Source organism: Salmonella sp. SAL00670 (genome assembly GCF_046552235.1).
Lineage (GTDB): Bacteria > Pseudomonadota > Gammaproteobacteria > Enterobacterales > Enterobacteriaceae > Salmonella > Salmonella enterica.
This window is the reverse complement of sequence record NZ_JBGDUO010000001.1, coordinates 544,876-566,457: the sequence shown is the minus strand read 5'-3', so window position 1 is coordinate 566,457 and position 21,582 is coordinate 544,876. Positions and strand designations below refer to the sequence as shown.

Here is a 21,582-nt window from a genome sequence, read left to right as displayed (position 1 = left end):
TATGAAAAATCGTTATTTCCCTACCGCTGTAGGGTTGTATTTTAATTACTTTGTACATGGCATGGGGGTTATCCTGATGAGCCTGAACATGCCATCGCTTGAACAGCAATGGCATACCAGTGCCGCAGGCGTATCTATTGTGATCTCTTCGCTTGGTATTGGCCGGCTAAGCGTTTTGTTAATCGCCGGTATGCTTTCCGATCGCTTTGGTCGCCGTCCTTTTATCATTCTGGGGACCACCTGTTACCTGATTTTTTTCATTGGCATTCTTTATGCTCAGACGATTTTTGTCGCTTATGCCTGTGGCTTTTTAGCGGGTATGGCCAACAGTTTTTTAGATGCAGGTACCTATCCCAGTTTGATGGAAGCCTTCCCTCGCTCCCCCAGTACGGCAAATATTCTGATCAAAGCATTTGTCTCTGGCGGGCAATTCTTGTTGCCCATTATTATCAGTTTATTAGTCTGGGCTAATATGTGGTTTGGCTGGTCCTTCCTGCTTGCCGGGGCGATCATGCTTATTAATGCTCTGTTTTTATTACGCTGCCCTTTTCCACCCTATCCAGGTCGGATATTGAAACCCAAAATCTCGCAAGCGCCTGTCGCAGGCGTACATCATTGCTCCCTCATCGATCTGATCAGCTACACCCTTTATGGCTATATCTCGATGGCAACCTTTTACCTTATCAGCCAGTGGCTGGCGCAGTATGGACAGTTCGTCGCAGGAATGTCGTATACCCAATCCATCAAACTGTTAAGTATTTATACCTGCGGCTCGCTACTCTGCGTTTTTATAACCGCCCCGCTGGTCAGAAAAACAATTCGCTCTACCACATTATTGATGTTTTATACCTTTATCTCTTTTATTGCGCTTCTGACGGTCTGCCTGCATCCTCAGGCCTATGTTGTTATGATCTTCGCATTCGTCATTGGATTCTCTTCCGCCGGTGGCGTAGTACAAATCGGCCTGACGCTGATGGCGGCCCGTTTTCCACAGGAGAAAGGTAAAGCGACCGGCATTTATTACAGCGCCGGCAGTATCGCGACGTTCACTATTCCGTTGATCACAGCGCGGATTTCAGAAATGAGCATTGCACATATTATGTGGTTTGATACCGGTATCGCCGCAGTGGGATTTCTCCTCGCACTGTTCATCGGTTACCGAAGTCGGGCTGAATCACAACATCACGCTGAAGCAGCGTCAACTGCGTAATAAATGTTAGCGTGCCAACTGCAATATTATTGCCTTGCTATGCAAAATAAAACGTTAGCCATTATCACCTGGAAACAAAAAATGTAATTTTCGTGTTAATTATTATTCATTATCTTCACACTTATCAGAAAAATTGCGATGAGCATCACGAGTTATATGTATTAAACAACAAATTCGCAGCAATTTTTATATTTCCTGGCTAACAAATGAAATGCTATCAATGCAATAAACCTGGCATTTTAAACGCCATGTTATGTACATATAACGACAGTACCGACTTATAGTGTTACTGAACAATCGCTGCATGTAGTAAAGCAGTAATAAGCAGGACATTGAATCAAACCATCAGCAAGGAGCTGTGAACAAATGTCTCAGAACAAGGCTCGCAACATGCCATATTTGCTGGCTGTTATCTGCATTTATTTTAGTTACTTTCTCCACGGCATGAGTGTTATTACACTAGCCCAGAACATGACCTCCCTTGCACAGAAATTCTCCACGGATAGTGCCGGTATCGCCTATTTAATCTCTGGCATTGGTCTTGGCCGTCTGGTCAGTATTTTATTCTTTGGCGTACTGTCCGATAAATTTGGCCGTCGGGCAATAATACTGCTTGGCGCCGTACTATATATGCTGTTTTTCTTCGGTATTCCCGCCAGTCCTAATCTGATGATCGCTTTCATATTAGCGGTGTGTGTCGGCGTGGCGAACTCCGCGCTGGATACCGGCGGATACCCTGCATTAATGGAGTGTTTTCCCAAAGCATCGGGCTCGGCAGTTATTCTGGTTAAAGCGATGGTCTCTTTTGGGCAAATGATTTATCCCCTTATTGTCAGCGCCTTGTTAGTCAACCATATCTGGTACGGCTACGCGGTGGTAATCCCCGGTATCCTTTTCGTCCTCATCACGTTGATGCTGTTGAAAAGCCGTTTTCCCAGCCAACTTGTCGATGCCAGTATTGCGAAAGAATTACCCCAGATGAACAGTTCTCCCCTCGTCTGGCTGGAAGGCGTAGCTTCCGTTTTATTTGGCGTCGCCGCGTTCTCAACCTTCTATGTGATTGTGGTCTGGATGCCTAAATATGCGATGGCCTTCGCCGGAATGGCGGAATCCGACGCGCTGAAAACCATCTCTTATTACAGTATGGGATCGTTGGTTTGCGTGTTTATTTTTGCCGCATTGCTGAAAAAAATGGTTCGCCCTATCTGGGCCAATGTTTTCAATGCCGGGCTGGCGACACTCACCGCTGCGGCAATTTACCTGTATCCCTCTCCACTGATCTGTAATGCTGGCGCCTTCGTGATTGGTTTTTCCGCTGCTGGAGGTATTTTACAATTAGGTGTATCGGTAATGTCGGAATTTTTCCCTAAGAGTAAAGCTAAAGTCACCAGTATATATATGATGATGGGGGGCGTAGCTAACTTTATTATTCCACTGATCACCGGTTATCTCTCTACTATTGGCCTGCAATATATCATTTTGTTAGATTTTGCCTTTGCACTACTGACATTTATCACCGCCATTATTGTATTTATTCGCTATTATCGCGTATTTAAGATCCCGCAAAACGATGTCCGATTTGGCGAGCGTTATTTCCAGTAAAAATGTTAACGATGCGCAACAGGCATGCGCCCTGCTCTGCACTGTCCACTTATTAAGGAGTATAAAATGGATGTTACCGCAAAATATGAATTAATTGGTCTTATGGCGTATCCTATCCGTCATAGCTTATCGCCCGAAATGCAAAACAAAGCGTTAGAAAAAGCGGGGCTACCGTATACCTATATGGCTTTCGAAGTGGATAACACGACGTTTGCCAGCGCCATTGAAGGACTGAAAGCATTAAAAATGCGCGGTACGGGCGTCTCCATGCCAAACAAACAGCTCGCGTGTGAGTATGTCGATGAATTAACGCCAGCAGCAAAACTGGTTGGCGCTATCAACACCATTGTTAACGATGACGGCTATCTACGCGGCTACAACACGGATGGTACGGGCCATATTCGGGCAATTAAAGAAAGCGGTTTCGATATTCGGGGAAAAACCATGGTGCTGCTCGGCGCGGGAGGCGCGGCTACCGCCATTGGCGCCCAGGCAGCCATTGAAGGCATTAAGGAAATTAAACTGTTTAACCGTAAAGATGACTTTTTCGAAAAAGCGGTTGCCTTTGCGAAGCGGGTGAATGAAAACACCGATTGCGTCGTTACCGTCACCGATCTTGCCGATCAGCACGCTTTTACTGAAGCGCTTGCCAGCGCAGATATTCTGACGAACGGTACCAAAGTTGGCATGAAACCATTGGAGAACGAATCCCTGATCGGCGATGTTTCCCTGCTCCGCCCTGAATTGCTGGTCACCGAATGTGTTTATAATCCGCATATGACAAAGTTATTGCAGCAGGCGCAACAAGCTGGTTGCAAAACAATTGATGGTTACGGCATGTTGTTATGGCAAGGAGCCGAACAGTTTGAACTGTGGACAGGAAAAGCATTTCCATTGGACTATGTGAAGCAGGTGATGGGATTCACAGCCTGACCGGTAAAATTATAATTGCGACGAATGACAATGAAGGGTACCAAATGAAAACCGTAACTGTAAGAGATCTCGTGGTTGGCGAAGGCGCGCCAAAGATCATTGTGTCGCTAATGGGAAAAACCATTACCGATGTGAAATCGGAAGCACTCGCCTACCGTGAAGCGGATTTCGATATTCTGGAGTGGCGCGTTGACCATTTTGCCAACGTGACAACGGCGGAAAGCGTACTTGAGGCCGCCGGCGCCATCCGGGAGATTATCACCGATAAACCCTTGCTATTTACCTTCCGCAGCGCGAAAGAAGGCGGCGAACAGGCACTAACCACCGAACAGTATATCGCTCTGAATCGTGCAGCGGTTGACAGCGGTCTGGTCGATATGATCGATCTTGAGCTTTTTACCGGCGACGATGAGGTGAAAGCCACCGTCGGCTATGCTCATCAACACAATGTTGCGGTGATCATGTCTAACCATGATTTTCATAAAACGCCCGCAGCGGAAGAGATTGTTCAGCGTCTGCGTAAAATGCAGGAACTGGGCGCCGATATTCCGAAGATCGCCGTCATGCCACAGACTAAAGCCGATGTCCTGACCTTACTTACCGCCACTGTAGAAATGCAGGAGCGCTATGCGGATCGTCCGATTATTACCATGTCGATGTCGAAAACCGGGGTAATATCTCGTCTTGCCGGCGAAGTGTTCGGTTCTGCGGCAACGTTTGGCGCGGTGAAAAAAGCATCTGCGCCGGGACAAATATCGGTAGCCGATCTGCGTACCGTATTAACTATATTGCACCAGGCGTAATACTTTATCGTGTGGCGGAATATTCTCTTTCTGCCACAATAAAATAAATAGTTATCTGACATGAATATGTTCCATATTCATTGAAAGCCGCTGTCTTTATTACCTTAACACGGTTATATCGATATTGCTTTCAGGGATAATAGTGGAGTAAATATGAAAATCAATAAGCCATCACGCATTAATGGCCGCGTTCCCGTGCTCTCTGCACAAGAAGCAGTAAATTATATTCCAGATGAGGCCACTTTATGTATTCTGGGCGCAGGCGGCGGTATTCTCGAAGCGACAACATTAATTACCGCACTGGCAGATAAATATCAAACAACCCAGTCACCACGAGATTTATCTATTATTAGCCCTACCGGATTAGGTGACCGCGCCGATCGCGGCATCAGCCCGCTGGCGCAGGAGGGGCTGGTAAAATGGGCGCTATGCGGACATTGGGGGCAATCTCCCCGTATTTCTGAACTGGCTGAACAAAATAAAATCGCCGCCTATAACTACCCACAAGGCGTATTAACCCAGACGCTGCGCGCCAGCGCCGCACACCAGCCGGGTATTCTGAGCGATATTGGTATTGGTACCTTTGTCGACCCTCGCCAACAGGGCGGAAAATTAAACGACGTGACTAAAGAAGATCTCATTAAGCTGGTAGAGATCGATAATAAAGAATATCTCTATTATAAAGCGATAGCGCCTAATGTGGCTTTTATCCGCGCCACCACCTGCGACAGCGAAGGCTATGCATCATTTGAAGATGAGGTGATGTATCTTGATGCGCTGGTGATCGCCCAGGCCGTTCACAATAATGGCGGTATTGTAATGATGCAGGTGCAGAAAATGGTAAAAAAAGCCACGCTGCATCCAAAATCCGTGCGTATTCCCGGCTATCTGGTGGATATTGTGGTTGTCGACGCCGACCAGACGCAACTCTATGGCGGCGCGCCGGTGAACCGATTTATCTCCGGGGATTTTACTCTTGATGACAGTACCCAGCTTACCCTGCCCCTTAATCAGCGCAAGCTGGTAGCCCGACGCGCGCTGTTTGAAATGCGTAAAGGCGCGGTAGGCAATGTGGGCGTAGGCATTGCCGACGGTATTGGTCTGGTCGCTCGCGAGGAAGGCTGCGCCGATGACTTCGTGCTGACCGTGGAAACAGGCCCGGTGGGCGGTATTACCTCTCAGGGCGTGGCCTTCGGTGCCAATGTCAATACCCGCGCGATCCTTGATATGACCTCACAATTTGATTTTTATCACGGCGGTGGGCTCGATGTCTGCTATTTAAGTTTTGCCGAAGTGGATCAACACGGTAATGTCGGTGTACATAAATTCAACGGCAAAATTATGGGCACCGGCGGGTTTATCGATATTAGCGCAACGTCGCAAAAAATTATTTTCTGCGGAACTCTGACGGCCGGAAGTTTAAAAACTGAAATTACCGATGGCAAATTAAATATTCTGCAGGAAGGTCGCGTGAAAAAATTCGTCAGCGAACTGCCGGAAATTACGTTCAGTGGAAAAATTGCGCTTGAGCGCGGGTTAGACGTGCGTTACATCACTGAACGTGCGGTTTTCACTCTCAAACAAGATGGCCTGCATTTAATTGAAATTGCGCCTGGCGTCGATCTGCAACGGGATATTCTTGACAAGATGGATTTTTCACCGGTTATCTCACCAGATTTAAAACTGATGGACACAAGATTATTTACCGATAGCACTATGGGATTCACGCTTCCTGACGCAACACATTAAAAGGAGTACAAATATGGATTTTTCATTAACTGAAGAACAAGAACTATTACTGGCCAGTATTCGCGAGTTAATCACCAGCAATTTTCCGGAAGAGTATTTCCGTACCTGCGATCAAACGGGCACCTATCCCAAAGAATTTATGCAGGCGCTGGCGGAAAACGGTATTTCGATGCTGGGCGTCCCGGAAGAATTCGGCGGCATTCCGGCTGACTATGTAACGCAAATGCTGGCGCTGATGGAAATCTCAAAATGCGGCGCTCCGGCCTTTTTGATTACCAACGGCCAATGCATTCACAGTATGCGCCGTTTTGGTTCCGCAGAACAACTGCGTAAAACAGCAGAAAGTACTCTGGCCACCGGCGATCCAGCATATGCGCTAGCCTTAACAGAACCTGGCGCGGGCTCTGATAATAATAGCGCCACAACAACCTGGACGCGTAAAAACGGCAAGGTTTATCTTAACGGCCAAAAAACATTTATCACCGGTGCAAAAGAATATCCTTACATGCTGGTTCTGGCGCGCGATACGGAGCCAAAAGATCCTAAAAAAGCGTTCACGCTTTGGTGGGTGGACTCAAATAAACCGGGCATAAAGATTAATCCGCTGCACAAAATTGGCTGGCACATGTTGAGTACATGCGAAGTTTATCTCGATAATGTCGAGGTGGACGAAAGCGACCGGGTCGGTGAAGAAGGCATGGGTTTCCTCAATGTCATGTACAATTTTGAGATGGAGCGTTTGATTAATGCGGCGCGCAGTACAGGTTTCGCCGAATGCGCATTTGAAGATGCCGCCCGTTACGCCAACCAGCGTATCGCCTTTGGTAAACCCATCGGCCATAACCAGATGATCCAGGAAAAGCTGGCGTTAATGGCCATCAAAATCGAAAACATGCGCAATATGGTGTTGAAAGTCGCCTGGCAGGCCGATCGGGAAGAGTCACTGCGTACCAGCGCCGCGCTGGCTAAGCTGTACTGCGCACGCACAGCGATGGAAGTGATTGACGATGCGATTCAGATTATGGGTGGGCTTGGTTATACTGACGAAGCCCGTGTCTCCCGCTTCTGGCGCGATGTTCGCTGCGAACGTATCGGTGGCGGCACGGATGAAATTATGATCTATGTGGCAGGACGCCAGATTCTGAAAGACTATCAGAACAAGTAAGGATCGTACCGGAACGTCTTATTCGGCCTGACTGCTTTACGGCATCAGGCCGAATAAATCAGATAAATTTCGCCGTCAGGTATTTGGCAGCAAATACGCCTGCTCAACCAGACTATTTTTAAATTGCTTACGATAATCGTTGGGAGAACATCCTACATGCCGCATAAACAATTTGGCAAAATGGTCCACATTTTCATATCCTACCCGCCATGAAATTTCTGCCAGTGGCGACTCAGTGTTTGTCAGCGCAAACTTGGCCTCGGTCATACGTCGTTGAATAACATAGTTGATAGGAGATATATGATATTCCTTGGCAAATTCATGGCATATATAACTGACGCTGGCGCGAAATTTTTTCGATAGCTGGTCAAGCGTGATTTTTTCACGATAATTATTATTGAGATAAACAAGTACATCCTTAATTAATACATCTTTTTTAATGTAGCCTTGTTCAGAACGATAGGCATTTTTAAAATTTTCATAATAAAGCGCGGTCAGAGTGTAAGCAAATGCATCGTATACAGAGGAAGCCAATACGTTTTTCCCCTGCGGAAGTAACACGCTTAATTCATTAAAGATACTTTTAATGACCTCTTTCCCCTGAACCACGGAAACCACCGGACAGGAATGACTCTGCAATAGTTGGTTTTCTTCCCAACCTGGAAAACAAAACCCATACAGCGCACAGGTATAGGTGGTAGCCGGCGAATTGCTGTCGGATGCTACAGCGTGTAGCCGCCCCCGCTCAACGACGACAATATCGTCCGCATGCGCGACGTAGAGTGAAGAGTCAATAATTAACCTGGCTATCCCTTTTTTGACGTAAATAAGCTCTGTTTCATTATCATGCATATGATGGCCAGACTCCCAGTTTGGATCATCGCTAATGACAAAACGTGAAAATCGAGGGGTCTTGTCCTGTTCAAAAATCGTCTCCGCGGCGGAGTCAAAACAGCGCTGATACATAATAACCTCTGTCAGGTTTAAAAAGATAACCAGGATAAAATAAAGCGAGCGTCAGTGTTGTACAACCGTGGAGATTACCAGCAAAACAAGATTATTCGTTCCGAATGCAAGATATTATGTTCTTTTGCAGACAGTTCTGATTACCTGTCGATAGCGTATTATCAGACAAAAATACATAGCCGACATATCTTTGATGTTTTCTTTTAACCTCACAGAAACAACATCGCACGTTTCATGTTAAAAAATGATGATATGCTTCGCACTTATTATTCTCACTACCGTATTTATATTTTTATGACGCCCTTTTCAGATGGTTGCTAACGATTCTCTGTTCGCAGATTTTTCGTGCAAGATTGTTGGCAAGGAAAACAGATTGACCCATCGAAAACCTCTTCAGACTGCCGCAGACTATTTTCAGTCAGATTTACGTTACTTATCCGCACGCGACTCACTGGAGATGCAATGAAAATAATAACCTGCTTTAAGTTGGTGCCTGAAGAACAGGACATTACCGTGACCCCGGAGCATTCGCTCAATTTTGATCGTGCCGAGGCCAAAATCAGCCAGTTTGATTTAAATGCAATTGAAGCCGCCGCGCAGTTAGCTGGCGATGGCGACGAGATCGCCGCGCTCACCGTCGGCGGCTCTCTGTTACAAAATTCAAAAGTCCGCAAAGATGTGTTATCCCGCGGGCCAGATGCGCTTTTTATGGTTCAGGATGCGCAACTGGAGCACGCCCTGCCCAAAGAAACCGCGCTGGCGCTAGCATCCGCGGCGGAGAAAATCGGCTTTGACCTGCTGCTCTTCGGGGAGGGCTCCGGCGATATTTATGCCCAACAGGTGGGCCTGCTGACTGGCGAACTCCTGAAACTCCCCGTCATCAACGCAGTAAGCCATATTCAACGCGACGGCGACAAAATCATCGTTGAACGCACACTGGAAGAAGACGTTGAAATTATCGAGCTCACGCTGCCCGCGGTGCTTTGCGTGACCTCAGATATTAACGTTCCACGCATCCCGTCAATGAAAGCCATTCTCGGCGCCGGGAAAAAAGCCGTTACGTCGTGGCTGGCGAGCGATATCCACTGGACCCCAACCACGCCAATGGCGGAACTGGTCGCCATCTCGGTACCGCCGCAGACAGAACGCAAGCATATCATTCTCGATAACGATTCGCCGGAAGCCATCACCGCACTGGCCGACCATTTGAAAAAATCCCTGAACTAAGCCCAACGGAGAAAAATTATCATGAATCATTTAGCTAACGTATGGGTATTTAGCGATAACGTAGAGCGTTATGCCGAATTAATGACCGGCGCGCGGCAGTGGGGAGAAAAAGTTTACGCCATCGTGCAAGGAAACACGGAGATCGACTACGTGAAAGCGCTTGGCGCTGATGAGATAGTCATTCTTGAATCGCATACGGATTTGCAGCGCGTGGAAAACTATGCCGAAACGCTGGCCTCGTTATTAGGCGACAAAAATGGGCTGCTGCTCATGGCGGCGACCAAGCGCTGTAAAGCGCTGGGCGCCCGGCTGAGCATCCAGCTTGACGCCGTGATGGTGAACGACGCGACGTCTATTGACCTCCTCGACGGGACGCTACACGCAGAGCATCGCATGTACGGCGGACTTGCTTTCGGCAAAGAGAAATTAAACAGTCCGCAGGCGATTATTACGCTGGCACCCGGCGTGCTGGAACCCGCCGCCCCTCTCCCCGGTCATACTTGCCCGCAGACCACGCTGGCATATATTGCCCCACGCCACGAGGTATTGTGCCAGCAGCGGCGCGCGAAATCGTTAAGCAGCGTCGATTTGAGCAAAGCCAAACGGGTCATCGGCGTAGGACGAGGTCTGGCGGCGCAAAGCGATCTGGATATGGTGCATAAACTGGCGACCGTCCTCGGCGCAGAAGTGGGCTGTTCCCGCCCCATTGCGGAAGGTGAAAACTGGATGGAACGCGAGCGTTATATTGGCGTATCCGGCGTTCTGTTGAAATCCGATCTCTATCTGACGCTGGGCATTTCCGGCCAAATTCAACATATGGTGGGTGGAAACGGCGCAAAAATTATTGTCGCAATAAACAAAGATAAAAACGCGCCCATTTTCAATTATGCCGATTATGGTCTGGTGGGCGATATCTATAAGGTTGTTCCTGCCCTCATCGACCAGTTAAGCCGCTAATTCCTTTTTCAACGCACATCTCCCGTCGTCGATACGGCGGGAAAGGAGCATAAAGCATGTCGGATGATAAATTTGACGCTATTGTGGTGGGCGCAGGCGTAGCAGGAACGGTCGCCGCGTATGTGATGGCAAAAGCGGGACTGGATGTACTGGTTATTGAACGCGGAAACAGCGCGGGCAGCAAAAATATGACCGGTGGGCGGCTCTACGCTCACAGTATCGAAAGTATTATGCCGGGATTCGCAACGTCCGCCCCCATCGAACGTGTCGTTACCCGTGAAAAAATCTCCTTTTTAACCGAAGAAAGCGCCGTCACACTTGATTTTCACCGCGCGCCCCCTACTCCGCCCCTTACGTCATATACCGTACTGCGCAACAAACTGGACCCGTGGCTAATGGCGCAGGCGGAACAGGCTGGCGCGCAGTTTATCCCAGGTGTACGGGTCGACGCTCTGGTACGTGAAGGCAATCGCGTCACTGGCGTTCAGGCCGGGGATGATATTCTGGATGCGAATATTGTGATTCTCGCGGACGGCGTGAATTCCATGCTGGGCCGTTCGCTGGACATGGTGCCTGTCTCTTCTGCGCATCACTATGCCGTCGGCGTAAAAGAGTTGATTGGGCTCTCTCCGGCACTTATTGAAGAGCGCTTTAATCTGGCGTCCCATGAAGGCGCCGCCTGGTTATTCGCTGGCGCGCCCTCCAACGGGCTCATGGGCGGCGGGTTTCTTTATACCAACCGCGATTCGGTTTCTCTGGGGCTGGTATGTGGCCTGGGCGACATTGCTCACGCGACCAAAAGCGTACCGCAAATGCTGGAAGATTTTAAACAGCATCCGGCAATACGCCCTTTGATTCAGGGGGGAACGCTGCTTGAATACTCCGCTCATATGGTGCCCGAAGGCGGCATAGCAATGATGCCGGAGCTGGCAAATGACGGCGTGATGATTGTCGGCGACGCCGCCGGTCTTTGCCTGAATCTCGGTTATACCGTCCGCGGCATGGATTTAGCCATCGCGTCCGCGCAAGCGGCCGCTCAAACCGCCATTGACGCTAAAGCGCGGCAAGATTTTTCCGCCGCGAGTCTTGCCGGTTACAAACGCGCGCTGGAGAAAAACGGCGTGTTACGCGATATGCGGCATTTCCGCAAACTCCCCGGATTAATGGAAAACCCACGGCTTTTTACCGAGTACCCGCGAATGGCGGCAAACATTGTGGGCGATCTGTTCACCGTTGATGGCGGTCCAGTCCCACCGTTGCGTAAAACTATCCTGTCACATGCGAAAAAAATTGGACTGGTGAATCTATTAAAAGACGGCATAAAAGGGGCTACGGCATTATGAGTTCGGACAATAAGGTGAATGTTGACGTCAAATTGGGCGTAAATAAATTTTACGTAGATGAAGGACACCCACATATCATTTTGCGCTCCTCGCCTGACATGCTGGAGTTTAATAAATTAATAAAAGCCTGCCCTGCCGGACTCTATAAGCTGGACGATGCGGGAAATATTCATTTTGACTCCGCGGGCTGCCTGGAATGCGGGACCTGCAGGGTTCTCTGCGGCAATACTCTTCTCGAAAAATGGGAATACCCGGCGGGAACGTTCGGCGTTGAGTTTCGCTACGGCTGACGCTCTGAAACACCGGATAACGACGCTACGGCGTCTTATTCGGCTTGTCCCCAGAGATTACGTCATTTGTATTAATAGAGAACAAGTCAATGAGTGTTACATTAACGTTTGACGCCGCAAGGCGGAAAACCTATCGCGAGTCCGGCTACTGGGGCGATGCTTCACTGGGCGACTACTGGCGGCAAACCGCACGCGCCGTACCCGATAAAATCGCCGTGGTCGATAATCATGGCGCGTCCTGGACCTACGCCGCGCTCGACTACGCGGCAAGCCGCCTGGCAAACTGGTTACTGTCTCAGGGGATTCAACCGGGCGATCGCGTGGCCTTTCAGCTTCCGGGCTGGTGTGAGTTTACCCTCATTTATCTGGCCTGCCTGAAAACGGGCGCGGTATCTGTCCCGCTACTTCCCGCCTGGCGAGAAGCAGAGCTGGTTTGGGTGCTGAACAAATGTCAGGCTAAAATATTCTTCGCCCCCACCGTATTCAAACAGAATCGTCCGGTCGATCTTATCCTTCCGCTACAAAATCAACTGCGCCATCTGACGCATATTGTCGGCGTGGATAAACTGGCGCCTGCCACCACAGCGCTTGCGCTTAGTCAAATCATCGACCGCAGCGAACCGTTGCAGTCAGACATTAACATTCACGGTGATGAGCTGGCGGCAGTGCTGTTTACCTCCGGCACAGAAGGAATGCCGAAAGGGGTGATGTTGACCCACAATAATATTCTTGCCAGCGAACGGGCGTATTGCGCGCGGTTGAATTTAACCTGGCAAGATGTGTTCCTGATGCCTGCGCCACTGGGCCACGCCACCGGATTTTTACACGGCGTCACCGCGCCCTTTTTAATCGGGGCGCGTAGCGTATTGCTGGACATCTTTACCCCAGAAGCCTGCCTTACCTTATTAGCGCAGCAACGCTGTACCTGTATGTCAGGCGCGACGCCGTTTATTTACGATCTGCTTTGTGCCGTTGAGCAACAGCCTGCCGACCTCTCCTCACTGCGATTCTTCTTATGCGGCGGCACGACTATTCCCAAAAAGGTTGCCCGCGACTGCCAGCAGCGCGGTATCAAATTATTGAGTATTTACGGTTCTACAGAAAGTTCTCCACACTCTATGGTTAATCTGGGTGATTCGACTTCACGCATGATGAACACCGATGGTTATGCCGCCACCGGTGTAGAAATTAAAATCGTGGATGAAGATCGCAATACGCTTCCAGCAGGCCACGAAGGCGAAGAAGCCTCGCGCGGGCCGAACGTTTTTATGGGATACCTGGACGAGCCGGAACTTACCGCCCGCGCACTGGATAATGAGGGCTGGTATTACAGCGGCGACCTCTGCCGCATGGATGAAGACGGTTATATCAAAATTACCGGGCGCAAAAAGGATATTATTATACGTGGAGGTGAAAATATCAGCAGTCGCGAGGTGGAGGATATTTTATTGCAACACCCCCGCATACACGATGCTTGCGTCGTTGCTATGCCTGATGAACGCTTAGGCGAACGTTCATGCGCGTATGTAGTCTTAAAACCGCCACACCTTTCGCTGACGCTGGAAGAGGTGATCGCTTTTTTCAGTCGAAAACGGGTAGCGAAGTATAAATATCCGGAACGGATCGTCATCGTAGAAAAACTGCCCAGAACCGCCTCTGGCAAAGTGCAGAAGTTTCTGTTGCGGCAGGATATTATTGAGCGGCTGCGCCAGGAGCACACTGCGGTATAAATTGCCGGATGGCGACGTTAACGCCGCCATCCGGTATTACACTACTTCTTCAGTTCCGCCAGACTCAGCCAGGTCTGAACCACGGTGTCCGGGTTCAGCGACAGGCTGTCGATCCCCTCTTCCATCAGCCAGGCGGCAAAGTCTTCATGGTCGGACGGACCCTGACCACAAATTCCAACATATTTGCCCTGTTTTTTCGCCGCGCGGATCGCCATCGACAGCAGCGCTTTCACCGCGTCGTTACGCTCGTCAAACAGTTCAGACACCACGCCGGAATCGCGATCCAGCCCCAGCGCCAGCTGCGTCATGTCGTTAGAACCAATCGAGAAGCCATCAAAATACTCGAGGAACTGTTCAGCCAGCAAGGCATTGGACGGGATCTCGCACATCATGATGATCTTCAGCCCGTTCTCGCCGCGTTTAAGCCCCTGGCGCGCCAGCTCTTCGATGACCGCTTTCGCCTGGTCGACCGTTCGCACGAACGGGATCATGATTTCGACGTTGGTAAGGCCCATATCGTTGCGCACGCGTTTCACCGCTTCGCATTCCAGCGCAAAACAATCGCGGAAACTTTCTGCGACATAACGACCCGCGCCGCGGAAGCCCAGCATCGGGTTTTCTTCATGCGGCTCATAGCGTTCGCCGCCGACCAGGTTGGCGTATTCGTTGGACTTAAAGTCAGACAGGCGAACGATGACGCGTTTCGGGTAGAAGGCGGCGCCTAACGTCGCGATCCCTTCCGTCAGTCGACCAACGTAAAATTCACGCGGCGAGTCGAACCCTTTCATCATCTCACGAATGTCGTTTTGCAGCGCAGCATCCTGGTCGTCAAACTCCAGCAGCGCGCGCGGGTGAACGCCAATCATACGGTTAATGATGAATTCCAGTCGCGCCAGACCTACGCCTTCATTCGGCAGGCAGGCAAAGTCAAATGCCCTGTCCGGGTTGCCGACATTCATCATGACCTTCAGCGGTAGCTCTGGCATGGTGTCTACGCTGGAGCTTTTTACGCTGAAATCCAGCATGTCGGCATAAACATAACCGGTATCACCTTCTGCGCAGGAGACGGTTACTTTTTCGCCATCTTTCATGCGTTCGGTGGCGTCGCCGCAGCCGACTACCGCCGGAATGCCCAATTCGCGGGCGATAATCGCCGCGTGACAGGTGCGCCCGCCACGGTTAGTGACAATCGCCGCCGCTTTTTTCATGATCGGTTCCCAGTCCGGGTCGGTCATATCGGTGACAAGCACATCGCCAGGCTCAATACGGTTCATTTCGCCGATATCGTGAATAACTTTTACCGTACCTGCGCCGATACGATGCCCAATGGCGCGACCTTCGGCAATGATTTTCCCCTGCGCATGTAGCGTATAACGCTCCATCACCTGGCCACGGGAGCGCACGGTTTCCGGACGTGCCTGCACAATAAAGAGCTTACCGGTATGACCGTCTTTCGCCCATTCGATATCCATCGGACGACCATAGTGCTGCTCAATCTGCACCGCTTGTTTCGCCAGTTCCTGCACTTCTTCGTTGGTGAGCGAGAAAATGTCGCGCTGTTCCTGCGGCACATCCTCAATCTTCACTTGCTTACCGTGCTCCTGGGTGGCGGCGTAAACCATGCGGATTTTTTTCGACCCCATGGTGCGGCGTACGATGGCCGGACGGCCTGCCGCCAGGGTTGGCTTATGGACATAAAATTCATCCGGGTTAACCGCGCCCTGCACCACCATTTCACCCAGTCCCCATGCCGAGGTGATAAAGACCACCTGGTCAAAGCCGGATTCGGTATCGATAGAGAACATCACCCCTGACGAGGCGAGATCGGAGCGAACCATCCGCTGCACGCCAGCGGAAAGCGCTACGCCGCGATGATCATATCCCTGGTGAACGCGATAAGAGATGGCGCGATCGTTAAACAGAGAAGCAAATACGTGTTTCACTGCCACCAGCACCGCGTCGAAGCCCTGAACGTTAAGAAACGTTTCCTGTTGGCCCGCAAACGAAGCATCTGGCATATCTTCCGCCGTGGCGGAGGAACGCACGGCAAAAGAGGCATTTTCATCATCCGACGAAAGCTGCGCATAGGCATCGCGGATGGCGTTTTCCAGCGCCGGCTGGAAAGGAGTGTCGATAATCCACTGGCGGATCTGCGCGCCCGCTTTCGCCAGCTGGGAGACATCATCAATATCTGTCTTATCCAGCAGCTCATAAATGCGCTGGTTTACGCCGCTTTGATCCAAAAACTGGTTAAACGCATCGGCAGTGGTTGCAAAACCATTCGGAACGGATACGCCCATGCCGGAAAGGTTAGTAATCATTTCACCCAGGGAGGCATTTTTGCCCCCAACTCTGTCTACATCATTCATGCCGAGTTGGTTATACCAAAGCACCAGCGGTGACGAGCCATTGTTGGACATCGAACAATCCTTTTGTGATAAATGAACGAGTTTAAGAAACACATAGTTGCGTATTTATCCTGGCATACTTAAACCCGCGAAAAAAACGGTGAATCGTTCAAGCAAATTTATTTTTTCATTTTTTCAGATTGTTTACGTAGTTGCGCAAACCCGCGCATAGCACGGCATTCCCTTAATCACCCACGGTATAAACTGCGTTTCCAGGAAATGAAACACACTTTTCATTAATTATAAAAAGTGCCTGTCATTTTATAAAATAAGCGACAAGTTATACGTTTCCCGTTACTTTTAATTTATGCTTTCAGATAATTATGTTTACTCTTCAGGATGAACAGAATGGATAATGTTGTTGATCGCCATGTTTTCTATATTTCTGATGGTACCGCCATCACCGCCGAGGTCCTGGGTCACGCGGTTATGTCGCAGTTTCCGGTGACGATCAGCAGCATCACGCTGCCATTCGTGGAAAACGAAAGTCGCGCCCGCGCCGTCAAAGACCAAATTGACGCCATTTATCAGCAAACCGGCGTTCGCCCGCTGGTGTTTTACTCGATTGTTTTACCTGAAATTCGCGCCATCATCTTACAGAGCGAAGGTTTCTGCCAGGATATCGTCCAGGCGCTGGTGGCGCCGCTTCAGCAGGAGATGAAACTGGATCCGACGCCGATCGCTCATCGTACTCATGGGCTTAATCCGGGTAACCTGAACAAGTATGACGCCCGTATTGCCGCTATCGATTATACCCTGGCGCATGATGATGGCATTTCATTGCGCAACCTCGATCAGGCTCAGGTCATTTTACTTGGCGTTTCGCGCTGTGGAAAAACGCCCACCAGCCTCTATCTGGCGATGCAATTCGGTATTCGTGCGGCTAACTACCCTTTCATCGCCGATGATATGGATAATTTGACGCTGCCCACATCGTTAAAACCGCTACAACATAAACTGTTCGGCCTGACAATTGACCCTGAACGCCTGGCGGCAATTCGCGAAGAACGCCGTGAAAACAGTCGCTATGCCTCGTTGCGTCAGTGCCGCATGGAAGTGGCAGAGGTCGAAGCGCTGTATCGTAAAAATCAGATCCCCTGCCTGAACAGCACCAATTATTCCGTTGAAGAGATAGCCACCAAGATTCTCGATATTATGGGGCTTAACCGCAGAATGTACTAGCAAACTAGTTTAATGGATTGGTTTTTGTTATCATGCCGTTCTGCCTGCGAGGTGTGACACGCCTCGCACTTGAAATCAGCAGGGATTGGTTTATCGTGATGCCCATCACTTCCCGGTAGTCCTGCCGTTGAAGCAACAAATTTCTGAGACTTGTAATGAACAGAACCGATGAACTCCGTACTGCGCGTATCGACAGCCTGGTAACACCGACCGAACTCGCGCAGCGGTATCCTGTATCGTCCTCCGTCGCCAGTCACGTTACCGACTCCCGACGCCGGATAGAAAAGATTTTAAATGGTGAAGATCCACGGCTACTGGTCGTCATTGGCCCCTGTTCGATTCACGATCTGAATGCTGCCATGGAATACGCGACGCAGCTCCAGGCACAACGCCAAAAGCATCAGGCGCGTCTGGAAATCGTCATGCGCACCTATTTTGAAAAACCGCGCACCGTCGTGGGATGGAAAGGCCTGATTTCCGATCCCGACTTGAATGGAAGTTACCGCGTCAATTATGGGCTTGAACTGGCGCGTCGCTTGCTATTGCAGGTGAACGAACTGGGAGTACCGACCGCCACAGAGTTTCTTGATATGGTCACTGGCCAGTTTATTGCCGATCTGATCAGTTGGGGAGCGATTGGCGCGCGTACCACCGAAAGCCAAATCCATCGGGAAATGGCTTCTGCGCTCTCTTGTCCGGTCGGCTTTAAAAATGGTACAGATGGCAATACTCGCATTGCCGTTGACGCTATTCGCGCTTCCCGCGCCAGCCATATGTTTCTCTCGCCGGATAAAGACGGACAGATGACCATCTACCAGACGAGTGGCAACCCGTATGGGCACATCATCATGCGCGGCGGTAAAAAACCGAACTACCACGCTGAAGATATTGCCGCCGCCTGCGATACGTTGCATGAATTTGATCTGCCGGAACATCTGGTCGTCGACTTCAGCCACGGCAACTGTCAAAAACAGCATCGCCGCCAGTTGGACGTATGTGATGATATTTGCCAGCAGATTCGTAATGGCTCCACGGCAATTGCCGGGATTATGGCAGAGAGTTTTTTACGGGAAGGCACGCAAAAAATTATCAGCGGTCAACCGTTAATCTATGGTCAATCCATTACCGATCCCTGCCTGAACTGGGAAGATACGGAAGTTCTGTTGGAAAAACTTGCCGCGGCGGTAGACAGCCGCTTTTAATAGCTCGCCCATCCTGCCGGGATGGGCGTTTCTTCGATGCGTTACCCACCCTTTTCTCTACGCGCGCGTATATCACTCCACAGAATTAGCACTTGCTGTTATCGCATTAATTATTGATAATAATAATCATTGTGAGTTTGATTATTAATAAATAACATGTCGCGTATGGATAACACCGAGCTGCCTCACCCTAAGGAAATAGACAATGAAACGCTTCTCCCTGCCGCTGAACGGCGCGTCAACAGTCAGGCGCTATTAGGTCCGGACGGCAAAGTCATTATCGATCACAACGGTCAGGAGTATCTGTTGCGTAAAACTCAGGCCGGTAAGCTACTGTTAACCAAATAGCGCTCCCGCCAGCAGACGATTCTGCTGGCATCTGGCTAACTTGAACAACTGACCTCCAGCCGCTTTCCCCACTCCGGCGGTCGGCTGGCATAGTCATCATCTCGATCGGTAAAAGGTTGACGTAAAACTTCATGCAACCGATGCAGTTCCGCCATGTCTCCTTGTTCAGCCGCATCTATCGCGCGTTGCGCCAGCCAGTTGCGCAACACAATCGCAGGATTCACGCGTTGCATCTGCTGTTGGCGCAGCGCGTCATCCACCGCCTCTGTGCGCAATCGCGCCCGGTAGTGGTCGAACCAGGCATCGAACGCCGCGCGATCGATAAACGTATCCCGCAACGGCGAGGAAGCGCTCTGTTGCTCCGTATGGCTTAACATCCGAAATGTACGGGTATAATCACTCCCTTCGCGCGCCATCAGACTAAACAATTCATTCAGTAAAGCGTTATCGTCTTTTTGCTCGGTAAAGAAACCCAGCTTCTGGCGCATTCGCTGCCCATAGTGCGTTAACAACGCGTCCTGGTAACGATCCAGCGCTCTGTTTAACGCGTCGATCTCAATAAAAGGGGTTAACGTCTGCGCCAGACGTTGTAAATTCCACAGCGCCACCGACGGTTGATTATCGAAGCGGTAACGTCCCTGATGATCGGAATGGTTACCAATGAAGCCGGGATCGTAGTCGTCGAGAAAACCAAAGGGGCCATAGTCGATGGTCAGCCCCAGAATCGACATGTTATCCGTATTCATAACGCCGTGCGCAAAACCGACAGTTTGCCACTCGGCGATGAGTCTTCCGGTACGCGCCGCCACCTCTTCAAACCACAAAGCATATTTTTCCGCTACATCCTGCCATTGCGGCCAGTAATGACGAATAGCGAAATCAGCCAGTTGCTGAACTTTTTCCGGCTCACGGCGGTAGTAGAAATGTTCGAAATGACCAAAACGCATATGACTTTGCGCCAGACGCATTAACATCGCGCCCGTTTCCTGCGTCTCTCGCTGAACCGGCGTATCGCTGGCTACGATAGATAACGCGCGCGTAGTGGGAATACCCAGATAATGCATGGCTTCGCTGGCAAGGCTTTCTCGTATGGTTGAACGCAGGACGGCGCGTCCATCCCCCATTCGCGAATAGGGTGTTAATCCGGCGCCTTTCAGATGCCAGTCGAGGGTCGAGCCATCCGCCAGGAGCTGTTCGCCCAGCAAAATACCGCGTCCGTCGCCGAGTTGTCCCGCCCAGACGCCGAACTGATGCCCGCTATATACCTGCGCGACAGGCGACATACCGGGTAATAAGGTTTCGCCGCCCCAAACGCCAGCGCCATTGGTAGCGTCAAATAACGACGCGGGAATGGCTAACTGCTGCGCCAGTTTGTCGTTATACCAAATCAGTCGCGCATTTTTTAACGGTGTGGGTAAAAGCGCGGTATACGTTGCTGGCAGTTCATCGCGCCAACGGGCAGTAAAAGACAGGGTCATAGGGCCTCCTGTCTTCAGTGTAGACGGTTAATCACCGGTTAAACACCGGCAAACAGAAAGGTTATCGCTGAACGAGTTTAATGAGCTGGCTTACCGGCACCGGAGGCCATAGTCCGCCCTGGAATGCGCTAAATCCCAATGGCGCTGCGCGCGAAAACATCGCCTCATTATCAATACCGGCAATCATCAGCGACTCGCAGCTGGAGGAGATCTGGGCAACAATAGCGTGCATGAATGGTTCGAATGAGATCATTTCAGCTCGCTGCTGAATAAAATTTTTATCCAACATGACTCGTTTGAAAAGCCCATCGAAAATAGCTTTAGTCGACGCCTCGCCTGCCCCAAAATTTGCCAGCATTAATGGGAAATGCATTGCCAGATTAGCTAACGTTTCATTGTTTTTGCCCTGGTTTAACCCAGGATAGTTCTCATTTATAGCTAATTCAAGAAACGGAAAGCGCGCTGCCCGGGAAAAAAGTTCGCTATCTAATAATAATAAGTCACTAATTGCGGGCGGTAAATTAAGCCATGCAATAAGTTTATGCTGAATAAAAAAGTGCTGACAGGTTTCTAACAACGCCAGTTTTTCAACAAACAGACAGTATTGTTCCTCCACCGAAAGGCGAGGCGCTACCAACTCAGTCGGCATCCGCACGGCGCCGTCTTCAGCGGCAAATGTTGCAATAATCTCCAAACCAACAAGCCGAGCGTTTTCATCCATGACGGGAAGGAAAAAGAGTTCGGAATGGTAAAGCTCATCAAGTGAAGCAATCATTACGCCAGTCCCATGGTTAGGGCGCTATTCGCCATCCAGTCACTACGGACGGAAACAGACGTAACTTCAGATACTAATTGAAGCGTCATCATTTTTCTTGTTTACCGGTAAACCGGTTCCTTTTTTTAACTTACTCTGATTATAAACCAATATCCAATGTTGTACTTTTCACAGGGCGTGAACACGCCCGTTTTTAATAAAAGTACGTTTGTAA

General features: G+C 50.0%; 18 protein-coding genes. 14 read left to right on the top strand and 4 right to left on the bottom strand.

All coding sequences use genetic code 11. From position 1 onward, the window contains the following. The first annotated feature begins 1 nt into the window (after position 1). From ACLJRS_RS02815 to ACLJRS_RS02790, 6 genes are all read left to right on the top strand, one after another. Positions 2-1,210 (top strand): MFS transporter, encoded by a 1,209-nt coding sequence (locus ACLJRS_RS02815; RefSeq protein WP_000797660.1) that lies wholly within the window; start codon positions 2-4, stop codon positions 1,208-1,210. 366 nt (positions 1,211-1,576) lie between these two features. Next, positions 1,577-2,812 carry an MFS transporter gene (locus tag ACLJRS_RS02810; protein ID WP_000081207.1) on the top strand — a complete coding sequence of 412 codons (1,236 nt, stop codon included), beginning with the start codon at positions 1,577-1,579 and terminating at the stop codon, positions 2,810-2,812. A gap of 66 nt (positions 2,813-2,878) precedes the next feature. Beyond that, positions 2,879-3,745: a quinate/shikimate dehydrogenase gene (gene ydiB, locus ACLJRS_RS02805; RefSeq protein WP_000383488.1), complete on the top strand. Its 867-nt coding sequence runs from the start codon at positions 2,879-2,881 to the stop codon at positions 3,743-3,745. Between the two features lie 44 nt (positions 3,746-3,789). Then, complete coding sequence (gene aroD / locus ACLJRS_RS02800) at positions 3,790-4,548, top strand: type I 3-dehydroquinate dehydratase (protein WP_000860221.1); 759 nt, start codon at positions 3,790-3,792, stop codon at positions 4,546-4,548. Positions 4,549-4,701: 153 nt separating this feature from the next. Beyond that, complete coding sequence (locus tag ACLJRS_RS02795) at positions 4,702-6,297, top strand: acyl CoA:acetate/3-ketoacid CoA transferase (RefSeq protein WP_000700599.1); 1,596 nt, start codon at positions 4,702-4,704, stop codon at positions 6,295-6,297. 13 nt (positions 6,298-6,310) lie between these two features. Further along, complete coding sequence (locus ACLJRS_RS02790; RefSeq protein WP_000347819.1) at positions 6,311-7,462, top strand: acyl-CoA dehydrogenase; 1,152 nt, start codon at positions 6,311-6,313, stop codon at positions 7,460-7,462. 75 nt (positions 7,463-7,537) lie between these two features. Here ACLJRS_RS02790 and ACLJRS_RS02785 read toward each other — a convergent pair whose 3' ends face one another. Continuing rightward, the gene (locus ACLJRS_RS02785) at positions 7,538-8,428 is read right to left on the bottom strand and encodes an AraC family transcriptional regulator (protein WP_000284832.1); all 891 of its coding nucleotides are present in this window, start codon (positions 8,426-8,428) and stop codon (positions 7,538-7,540) included. 462 nt (positions 8,429-8,890) lie between these two features. On the opposite strand from ACLJRS_RS02785, the gene ACLJRS_RS02780 reads away from it, so the two are divergent. The 5 genes from ACLJRS_RS02780 to fadK all read left to right on the top strand — a co-directional run bounded on the left by ACLJRS_RS02780 (position 8,891) and on the right by fadK (position 13,975). After that, positions 8,891-9,655, top strand: coding sequence for an electron transfer flavoprotein (locus ACLJRS_RS02780; protein WP_000692096.1), 765 nt, complete (start codon positions 8,891-8,893; stop codon positions 9,653-9,655). A gap of 21 nt (positions 9,656-9,676) precedes the next feature. After that, entirely contained in the window at positions 9,677-10,612 is a 936-nt protein-coding gene (locus ACLJRS_RS02775; protein ID WP_001015877.1) for an electron transfer flavoprotein subunit alpha, read from the top strand. A 56-nt stretch (positions 10,613-10,668) separates the two neighbouring features. Next, a complete protein-coding gene (locus ACLJRS_RS02770; protein ID WP_001278565.1) occupies positions 10,669-11,955 on the top strand; it encodes an FAD-dependent oxidoreductase in 1,287 nt (428 codons plus the stop codon). After that, complete coding sequence (locus ACLJRS_RS02765) at positions 11,952-12,245, top strand: ferredoxin family protein (RefSeq protein WP_000093359.1); 294 nt, start codon at positions 11,952-11,954, stop codon at positions 12,243-12,245. The genes ACLJRS_RS02770 and ACLJRS_RS02765 overlap by 4 nt, the downstream gene beginning before the upstream one ends. Positions 12,246-12,334: 89 nt before the next feature. Next, entirely contained in the window at positions 12,335-13,975 is a 1,641-nt protein-coding gene (gene fadK / locus ACLJRS_RS02760; protein ID WP_000117500.1) for a medium-chain fatty-acid--CoA ligase, read from the top strand. 41 nt (positions 13,976-14,016) lie between these two features. Here the strand turns inward: fadK and ppsA are convergent, their stop codons facing one another. Beyond that, positions 14,017-16,395 carry a phosphoenolpyruvate synthase gene (gene ppsA / locus ACLJRS_RS02755; protein WP_000069333.1) on the bottom strand — a complete coding sequence of 793 codons (2,379 nt, stop codon included), beginning with the start codon at positions 16,393-16,395 and terminating at the stop codon, positions 14,017-14,019. A gap of 336 nt (positions 16,396-16,731) precedes the next feature. On the opposite strand from ppsA, the gene ppsR reads away from it, so the two are divergent. The 3 genes from ppsR (at position 16,732) to hemP (ending at position 19,115) form a co-directional block, all read left to right on the top strand. Further along, entirely contained in the window at positions 16,732-17,565 is an 834-nt protein-coding gene (gene ppsR, locus ACLJRS_RS02750; protein WP_000370992.1) for a posphoenolpyruvate synthetase regulatory kinase/phosphorylase PpsR, read from the top strand. 155 nt (positions 17,566-17,720) lie between these two features. Continuing rightward, on the top strand, positions 17,721-18,767 hold the full coding sequence (gene aroH, locus ACLJRS_RS02745; RefSeq protein ID WP_001082194.1) for a 3-deoxy-7-phosphoheptulonate synthase AroH: 1,047 nt from the start codon (positions 17,721-17,723) through the stop codon (positions 18,765-18,767). Between the two features lie 156 nt (positions 18,768-18,923). Then, positions 18,924-19,115 (top strand): hemin uptake protein HemP, encoded by a 192-nt coding sequence (hemP, locus tag ACLJRS_RS02740; RefSeq protein ID WP_000089115.1) that lies wholly within the window; start codon positions 18,924-18,926, stop codon positions 19,113-19,115. A 35-nt stretch (positions 19,116-19,150) separates the two neighbouring features. On the opposite strand, the gene selO is transcribed toward hemP, so the two are convergent. Both selO and ydiV read right to left on the bottom strand, forming a co-directional pair. Further along, positions 19,151-20,593 carry a protein adenylyltransferase SelO gene (gene selO / locus ACLJRS_RS02735; protein ID WP_000175677.1) on the bottom strand — a complete coding sequence of 481 codons (1,443 nt, stop codon included), beginning with the start codon at positions 20,591-20,593 and terminating at the stop codon, positions 19,151-19,153. 61 nt (positions 20,594-20,654) lie between these two features. Beyond that, positions 20,655-21,368 carry an anti-FlhDC factor YdiV gene (gene ydiV, locus ACLJRS_RS02730; RefSeq protein ID WP_000562003.1) on the bottom strand — a complete coding sequence of 238 codons (714 nt, stop codon included), beginning with the start codon at positions 21,366-21,368 and terminating at the stop codon, positions 20,655-20,657. Between the last annotated feature and the right edge of the window lie 214 nt (positions 21,369-21,582).

Excerpts from the sequence above, each read along its gene's own strand:
- ACLJRS_RS02765 (WP_000093359.1), top strand. The coding sequence starts at position 11,952 with ATGAGTTCGGACAATAAGGTGAATGTTGACGTCAAATTGGGCGTAAAT.
- ppsA (WP_000069333.1), bottom strand. The coding sequence starts at position 16,395 with ATGTCCAACAATGGCTCGTCACCGCTGGTGCTTTGGTATAACCAACTC.
- ACLJRS_RS02785 (WP_000284832.1), bottom strand. The coding sequence starts at position 8,428 with ATGTATCAGCGCTGTTTTGACTCCGCCGCGGAGACGATTTTTGAACAG.
- ACLJRS_RS02780 (WP_000692096.1), top strand. The coding sequence starts at position 8,891 with ATGAAAATAATAACCTGCTTTAAGTTGGTGCCTGAAGAACAGGACATT.
- ydiB (WP_000383488.1), top strand. The coding sequence starts at position 2,879 with ATGGATGTTACCGCAAAATATGAATTAATTGGTCTTATGGCGTATCCT.
- ACLJRS_RS02775 (WP_001015877.1), top strand. The coding sequence starts at position 9,677 with ATGAATCATTTAGCTAACGTATGGGTATTTAGCGATAACGTAGAGCGT.
- aroH (WP_001082194.1), top strand. The coding sequence starts at position 17,721 with ATGAACAGAACCGATGAACTCCGTACTGCGCGTATCGACAGCCTGGTA.
- ACLJRS_RS02815 (WP_000797660.1), top strand. The coding sequence starts at position 2 with ATGAAAAATCGTTATTTCCCTACCGCTGTAGGGTTGTATTTTAATTAC.
- ydiV (WP_000562003.1), bottom strand. The coding sequence starts at position 21,368 with ATGATTGCTTCACTTGATGAGCTTTACCATTCCGAACTCTTTTTCCTT.
- ppsR (WP_000370992.1), top strand. The coding sequence starts at position 16,732 with ATGGATAATGTTGTTGATCGCCATGTTTTCTATATTTCTGATGGTACC.
- ACLJRS_RS02810 (WP_000081207.1), top strand. The coding sequence starts at position 1,577 with ATGTCTCAGAACAAGGCTCGCAACATGCCATATTTGCTGGCTGTTATC.
- aroD (WP_000860221.1), top strand. The coding sequence starts at position 3,790 with ATGAAAACCGTAACTGTAAGAGATCTCGTGGTTGGCGAAGGCGCGCCA.
- selO (WP_000175677.1), bottom strand. The coding sequence starts at position 20,593 with ATGACCCTGTCTTTTACTGCCCGTTGGCGCGATGAACTGCCAGCAACG.
- fadK (WP_000117500.1), top strand. The coding sequence starts at position 12,335 with ATGAGTGTTACATTAACGTTTGACGCCGCAAGGCGGAAAACCTATCGC.
- ACLJRS_RS02795 (WP_000700599.1), top strand. The coding sequence starts at position 4,702 with ATGAAAATCAATAAGCCATCACGCATTAATGGCCGCGTTCCCGTGCTC.
- ACLJRS_RS02770 (WP_001278565.1), top strand. The coding sequence starts at position 10,669 with ATGTCGGATGATAAATTTGACGCTATTGTGGTGGGCGCAGGCGTAGCA.
- hemP (WP_000089115.1), top strand. The coding sequence starts at position 18,924 with ATGTCGCGTATGGATAACACCGAGCTGCCTCACCCTAAGGAAATAGAC.
- ACLJRS_RS02790 (WP_000347819.1), top strand. The coding sequence starts at position 6,311 with ATGGATTTTTCATTAACTGAAGAACAAGAACTATTACTGGCCAGTATT.